Source organism: Luteibacter sp. NPDC104163 (assembly GCF_055584245.1).
Genome location: NZ_JBVJMK010000007.1, coordinates 267,234 through 273,211 on the forward strand (window position 1 = coordinate 267,234; position 5,978 = coordinate 273,211).

Consider the following 5,978-nt stretch of genomic DNA (forward strand, 5'->3'; position numbering starts at 1 on the left):
GGCGTTTGGGTGGGCCTGTGTGGGGCCGCGGGGGGGGGGGGGGTGGGCGCCCCCCCCCCCCCCCCCCCCCCCCCCCCCCCGCTCCCACGAGGGTGAGAGGGGCTACTTTTCGCGGGCTGCTGCGCGGGCCGCGCGGAGGGCTGTTAGCTTTTCGCGGAGCTTGAGCTCCAGGCCGCGGTCGACGGGTTCGTAGAAGGTCGTGCCGACGAGTTCGTCGGGAAGGCAGACCTGGTCGAGCGCGACGCCGCCTTCGGCGTCGTGGTCGTACTGGTAGCCTTGCCCGTAGCCGAGGCCTTTCATCAGCTTCGTCGGTGCATTGCGCAGGTGCATGGGGACGTCGAGCGTGCCCATCTGCTTCACCACGGCCTTGGCCTTGTTGTAGGCCATGTACGCGGCGTTGCTCTTCGGCGCGATCGCCAGCCAGATGGCGAGCTGGGCGAGGCCGAGTTCACCTTCGGGGCTGCCGAGGCGTTCGTAGGTATCCCAGGCATCGAGCGCCATGCGCCACGCCCGCGGTTCGGCCAGGCCGACGTCTTCCACCGCCATGCGGGTCATGCGCCGGGCGAGGTAGAGCGGATCGCAGCCGCCATCGAGCATGCGGGTGAGCCAGTACACGGCGGCATCGGGGTCGGAGGAGCGCACCGATTTATGCAGCGCCGAGATCTGGTCGTAGAACTGCTCGCCGCTCTTGTCGAAGCGGCGCGTGCGGTCGGCGAGCACCTGTTCCAGCGTGGCGTCGTCGATCTTGCCGCCATCGGCGAGTTCGCTGGCGATTTCGAGCAGCGTGAGCGCGCGGCGCACATCGCCATCAGCGGCCGAGGCAATCAGTTTCAGCGTCGCGTCGGCGACATCGAGCTTGAGTTCACCGAGGCCACGCTCGCTGTCGTCGAGCGCGCGGCGCAGCGCGGCTACGATGTCGTCGGGGCTTACCGCATCCAGCACGTGCACGCGGCAGCGCGAGAGCAACGCGGAATTCAGTTCGAACGAAGGGTTCTCGGTGGTCGCGCCGACGAAGATGATGACGCCGCGTTCGATGTACGGCAGGAACGCATCCTGCTGTGCCTTGTTGAAGCGGTGCACCTCGTCCACGAACAGCACGGTGCGACGGCCCTGGGCGAAATTACCTTCCGCCTCGGCGAGTGACTTGCGCACATCGGGCAAACCGCTCATCACGGCAGAGATCGCACGGAAATCGGCGTCGGCGTAGCGCGCGACGAGCAGCGCGAGTGTGGTCTTGCCGCAACCGGGCGGTCCCCACAGGATCATCGAATGCACCCGCCCTGCTTCCAGCGCGCGGCGCAGCGGCTTGCCCTCGCCCACCACGCGCTGCTGGCCCACGATCTCATCAAGACCGCGCGGGCGCATGCGCTCGGCAAGGGGCTTCAAGGCTTCGGGTTCGGCGAACAGGCCGGGGGAGGAATAAGACGGCATGACGCCATTATCGCGCGTTTGACCGTGCGTTGCCGGTGATGCCACGCCCCGTAGGAGCCCACCCTGTGTGCGACGCCTTTCGCCTCATCGCCGCAGGCCTTGTGGTTCTTTCGCGAAAGATGTCGCCCACAGGGTGGGCTCCTACGGGGTTATGGGTCTTCTGGGGGCGGGGGCGGCTTGCGTAGCAAGGCCGCGGCCATGCCTACCACCAGGGCGGCGCCTAGCAGCAGCACGATCCACAGCAGTGGGCGGGTCCAGTCGAACGGGGCCTGGGTGGTGAGGGCCTTGTCGCCGGCGAGGGTGTGGCCGGGGCCGAGGGTCACCGGCTCGGGGCGCCAGGCGGCGCCGTTGCGGGTGCGGAGCGCGGCGATGGCGTCGTCGACCGGCCATGCCGCGCGGCGGGCGGCGGCGCTGCCGACCTGCAGGCGATACGGCGGCGTGCCTTCGGGAAGGAACACGAAGCGATCCGGCCGCCAGCCGACGCTGAGCTTCGGCGGGCTGCGCAGCGAAGTCGCGGAGTGCAGGCGTATCAGCTCGCGGCGCTGCGGGGAGACGCCGAGCGGGCGGGTGTCGTCCTGGCCTGGCGTCACGACGATCGTGCCGAGGTTGTCGCCGCTCACCGCGCCATTCACCGAGATCACTTCGAGCCGCGCGACGCTGTCGCCGCTGCCGAGCGTGACGCGGATCGCGCTGACCGGCAGCGCAGCAGGCAGCTTGTAGTCGTAATTCATGCCACCGCCGCTGACGTCGGCGCTGGTGTTGGCGACGTCCAGCCACATGCGCTTCGCTTCGTCGCGTGCGGCGGCATCGACGACGCTGCCGGAGAGCGTGACCTTCGCGCCCTCACCCCACGGCGCATCGTCGCTCTGCGTGCGCACGCGGTAGTAACGCGCGGCGGGGCCATCGAGCTTCACCACGCGCGCATCCACGGAACCATCGCCGTGGCCGAGCATGACGATGGACGCACCGACGACACGCACCTGCCAGTCCTGCAGGTTGTTGCTGGCATCGATATCGACGCTGAGCTTCACGTCGCCCTGCGTGGGCGGAAATTCCAGGCGTTCGGCCGCGATCGCATGGCGCGCGTCGAACAGCCACTCGTGCACCTTGCCGGTCGCCGCGGCGGCACCGGGTTCGATCAGGATGTCGCCCGTGGTGGTGCGGCGGATGCTGGGACCTGCCACGCCATCGGACCCATTCGGCACGGGCAGCAATGGCGCATCCAGCGTCATCGGGTGCGAGGTAGGCGCCGCGGCCTCGTACGGACCGACCGCGACTTCACGGCCGTTGGCGTCCACGACCACCACATCGGCAAGGCCAGCGTCGGGGCGTGCCCACGCATAGGCTTCCTGCGGCAGTTCGAGCAGGTAGGCGCTCGCGCCGGTCGGCACATTCACCGGCCAGCCGTAGGCATAGAGTGGTTCACCGCCGGCATGCGCCGGTGCAAGGGCCGCGGTGAGCGCGGCCACGTAAATCACGAACAGGCCGAAGCGTCCATCACGGCGCATGCTTTGACTCCGGAGCATTCGATGTTGCCTGCCTTGGCGGTGCGGGTGCGAGGTAACCAATGACCGTGCAGAGCAGGCCATAGGCGATGAAGGATGCGATGCCGAACAGGTTGCCGAGGTGGCCGCGGTCGATGAGCAGGAGCTTGGCCAGCACGATCGCCATGCACGCCGCCCCCGCCATCCACAGCAACCGTTGTCCCCTTCGCGAGCCCAGCACCCAGGCGACGACGCCTGTCACGCTCCACACCACCGTAAGCCACAATTCGGCCAGGCTGGAGGCAGGCATGTGTTCATCCCAGGGCACGCCGCCCAGGTGATGCACGGCGCGCAGGGTCATGCTGGTGGCGATGATGAAGAAGGCGACGGCGAGCACCGCCGGGCGCACGGCGCGCCAGCCCGCCGGGGTCTCGTCATCCCACAGCGCACGGGCGAGCAGCCCGAACACCGCGACGAGCACGAGTTCGACCGGGTTGAGCACCGGGATGAAGGGCAACGGGCTCGGGTTCCCGTCGATGGCGAGCGCGAACGCGCCGATCAACAGGCTCAGGCCCAGGCCACCGATACCCACCACACGACGGATGCCCGCGGCATGCATGCTGAGTGGCGGCGTGATCGCGCGCGGCCACCACAACGCGAGCTTCGTAACGAGCAGCGTGGGCGCGACATAGGCGATCAGCAGCCAGCCATCGCCCACCGCCGGGCGGAAGCCGAACGCGATATGCGTGGCGGTGTAGATCAGCGCGAGCCAGCGGACCCACCACAGCGTCTGCGCGGTGATCGCCGCCACGTCGTGCGTAGCGATGGCGCGTAGCGTGAACCAGCCGGTCACTGCCGCGACGACCACGGCGACGAGCGGCCAGCCCGCGAAGACCTGGATGTCGTATGCGTCGGCATAGGGCGCCATCGCCGCAGTGACAGCCAGGGCCAGCGGCGCCGACCAGGCGAGCATCAGGCCGAGGTCGAGCTTGCGCGCCCGGCCGTTCATCACTGCCAGCACCAGGCCGGTAACCGCCAGCAAGGCCATCCAGCCCGCCCAGCGCTCGCTCTCGGCCTGGACGAACGTATAGAGCTCGCCGGTGACCGCGAACAACCACCAGGCGACGCTCCACACGAGCAGCCACACCCGCACCAGGCTACCCACGCCCTTCGATATGCTGTGCCGGTCGTACTGCCACAGGCAGGCGACGCCGCCGGCGGTCATGAGCATGGCGCTCAGGAAGTAGGCGTTGAGGAACGGCGTCTTCAGGTAATGGTTGTTGAAGAAATCGGCCGCGATCCACGCGAAGGCCGCGAATACCTGCAGCGCCAGGCCCGCCCAGCGCGACAGGCGCCGCTGCTGGCGGAAGCCCAGCCAGACGAGGCCGGCGCCTTCCAGTGCGAACACGCACGCGGTGACACTGGCGCTCAGCGCAAGCGGCACGGCAAGCGTCGCGAACGCGACCGCCAGCACCGCCCAGGTCTCGCGCAGCAGGCGCATGTCCTCACGCTTGCGCACGGCGAACGCGATGGCGACATATAGCGCCGCGGCGATCAGCGTCGACACCGCCAGCGGCATCGGACGCCAGTCGAGCAACGCGCCCTGCAGCAGCAGGCTGACGATGGGCGTGCCGAACATCAGGCAACCATCGAGGATCGCGCGATCCGGCCGCGGCGAGCGCAGCACGTGCAGCCAGGGCACGGCGACGTAAAGCAGGAAGAACAGCACGAGGAACGGCTCGGTGCTGCCGAAGAATTCAGGGCGATACGCCAGCACGCCCCACGCGGTGCCGACGCCGAACGTACCGACGAAGCCGAGTACGTTGAGGATCCGCCAGGCCTTCTTCCAGGCGATACCGAGGATGCCGAGGTTGAGCACCGCGTAGTACGAGAACAGCGCGACGTGGTTGCCCTGCCCGCTCGACGCGATGATCGGCGCGGCGAAGCCGGCGATGAGGCCGAGCACGGCGAGTGCGAGCGAATCTTGCAGCACCGCGAGGATGCCCATGCAACCCACGAAGATCACGAGCAGCACGAACGTCGGCAGCGAATCGATCAGGCCGTAAAGGCGATAGGCGGCGAACACCGTCATCACCAGCACGCCCAGCGCACCGCCCTGCAGCGACAGGGCGAACGAACGGCGCGTATCGCGCTGCATCCAGCCAAACACCGCGCCGGCGATTGCGGCAATCGCCACGATGCTGAGCCGTACCGAGATCGGCACGTGCAACAGGCCCTGGTCGGCGGCGTACTTGAGGAAGGCGGCGATACCGGCGAACAGGACGAGCATGCCGACCTTCACCGGCACGTTGCCCTCGGTGAACCAGCGCTTCGCCGTATCGACCAGACGCTCGATGGCTGACGGGCCCGCAGGCTCGACCGGTTGCCACGCGGGTGGTGGCGCCGGCGGACGGGCCGCGGGCGGAGGCGTCTGCGAGGCGGGCGGGTACGCGCCGCGTTCGTCGGGCGGCAGCGATGCGGAGGCCGGCTGCGGCCGCAGTGGCGGTGGCTCGGGCCGGGTCGTCGACGCGGAGGCCTGCGGCGTCGACGACGAAGCCGCCGGCCTCGGGGTGTCTGGCCAGGCCTGGTAGGCATCGGCCGGCTGGTCCGGGATGTCTGCCCGACCAGCGGGCGCGGCCGGTGTGGACGCACCAGGCACCCGGGCGATTCCTACCTGCGCACGTAATTCATCCAGCTCGCGCCGCGTATCCAGCAGGCGCGACCAGAGCACGCCAATGGCAAGCCCGGCGACGGCCCCGGCAAAGCTTTGCCCGACCACCCCGCCGATGATGGCGCCCACGATAGCCCACAGTGCAACCATGCCCCTGCTTACCCCCAACACATCCCATGTCTTGAAGCAGAGTCTTGCACGAAATCCGGGTAGTGCAACGAAGCCGGGTGTCGGGAACACCTGTGTTGCCTACCCTTGTGGGAGCGGGGGGGGGGGCGGGGGGGGGGTGGGGGGGGCCCCACCCCCCCCCCCCCCCCCCCCCCACGGGAGGGCACACAAGGGGTGACCCCACCCCGCCGGCGTTGACGACACCGCTGTAGTGCTACAAACAT

At 69.0% G+C, this 5,978-nt stretch carries 3 protein-coding genes; all 3 read right to left on the minus strand.

The features are described from left to right. Positions 1 to 102: 102 nt before the first annotated feature. Positions 103 to 1,431, minus strand: coding sequence for a replication-associated recombination protein A (locus tag ACZ6YI_RS11550; protein WP_465778780.1), 1,329 nt, complete (start codon positions 1,429 to 1,431; stop codon positions 103 to 105). 149 nt (positions 1,432 to 1,580) lie between these two features. Beyond that, entirely contained in the window at positions 1,581 to 2,939 is a 1,359-nt protein-coding gene (locus ACZ6YI_RS11555) for a DUF3999 family protein (protein WP_465778781.1), read from the minus strand. Continuing rightward, on the minus strand, positions 2,929 to 5,736 hold the full coding sequence (locus ACZ6YI_RS11560; protein WP_465778782.1) for a DUF2339 domain-containing protein: 2,808 nt from the start codon (positions 5,734 to 5,736) through the stop codon (positions 2,929 to 2,931). The genes ACZ6YI_RS11555 and ACZ6YI_RS11560 overlap by 11 nt, the downstream gene beginning before the upstream one ends. Positions 5,737 to 5,978: the final 242 nt, after the last annotated feature.